The sequence below is a fragment of the Limnofasciculus baicalensis BBK-W-15 genome (assembly GCF_024178385.1).
Taxonomy (GTDB): Bacteria; Cyanobacteriota; Cyanobacteriia; order Cyanobacteriales; family Coleofasciculaceae; genus Limnofasciculus; species Limnofasciculus baicalensis.
In genome coordinates this window covers 1-1,323 of the sequence record NZ_JAMZMM010000711.1, presented here as the reverse complement: position 1 = coordinate 1,323, position 1,323 = coordinate 1, and the positions used below count along the sequence as shown (strand labels likewise).

Sequence of the window (1,323 nt, the reverse complement as noted above, 5' to 3'; positions counted from 1 at the left end):
CTAAAAACCTGTGCCCAACGCCCCCACGCACCCTTCTACGCACCAGGGCACAAACAAGGAAAAGGAATTTCCCAGCAATTAAGTACATGGTTAGGATTAGAAATATTTCAAGCAGACTTACCAGAATTACCTGATTTAGATAACTTATTTGCCCCAGAAAGTGTCATCAAAGAAGCACAAAAATTAGCCGCAGCAGCTTTTGGTGCAAAAGATACTTATTTTCTAATTAATGGTTCCACTTGTGGGATAATTGCCGCAATTTTAGCTACATGCGACAGCGGAGATAAAATTATCTTACCGCGCAATAGTCACCAATCCGCGATCGCAGGTTTAATCCTTTCTGGCGCTATCCCTATCTTTATCAATCCAGAATACGACTCATCAAACGACTTAGCCCACAGTATCACCCCTGCCGCCCTTGCCGAAACTCTACAAAATCATCCCGATGCTAAAGCTGTCATGATGGTATATCCCACCTATCATGGAGTCTGTGGAGATATAAATGCGATCGCAAAATTAGTTCACCAATATCATATTCCTTTACTAGTAGACGAAGCCCACGGTCCCCATTTTCATTTTCATCCCCATTTACCTCCATCCGCCCTATCCGCAGGTGCCGATTTAACAGTACAATCGACTCACAAAGTTCTCGGGGCAATGACACAATCCTCAATGTTACATACTCTGGGAAACCGCATTGATAGCGAAAGATTAAAAAAAGCCTTACAATTAGTTCAATCTACCAGTCCCAACTACTTACTTCTCGCTTCCTTAGATGCCGCACGTCAACAAATGGCATTGTACGGGAACCAACTAATGACTAATACCTTAGCGTTAGCAAAAGAAGCCAGAGATAAAATCAGTCAAATCCCCGGATTATCAGTATTAGAAACCACCAACACACCCGGTTTTTTTGCCCTAGATCCCACTAGACTAACAGTAAGAGTAAGCGAATTAGGATTAAGTGGATTTGAAGTAGACGAAATCTTCCATCAACAACTTGGCGTTACAGCCGAATTACCCACCCTCCAACACCTAACATTCATTATTAGTTTGGGCAATACAGAAGCAGATATTCACCAATTAATCCAAGCCTTCACCAAAATTTCCCAAGAATATTACCAGCCGCAGGAGATAGAGGAGATAGGGGAGATGGGGGAGAAAGCAAATTTCTCTTCCCCACTCCCGACTCCCCACTCCCCAGTTAGGGCGAAGCATTTGGATAGTCAAATCATGATTAAACAACAAAGCGTATCCCCCAAATGCTTCGCCCCTACCCATTCCCCACTCCAAAAAACCCACTCCCCACTCCCCACTCTAATC

1 protein-coding gene is annotated in these 1,323 nt (G+C 43.6%); it reads left to right on the top strand.

Annotated elements, in window-relative coordinates; all coding sequences use genetic code 11:
- Positions 1-1,323: aminotransferase class I/II-fold pyridoxal phosphate-dependent enzyme (locus NJ959_RS29645; protein ID WP_254015348.1), on the top strand; the 1,323-nt coding region annotated here is incomplete at both ends.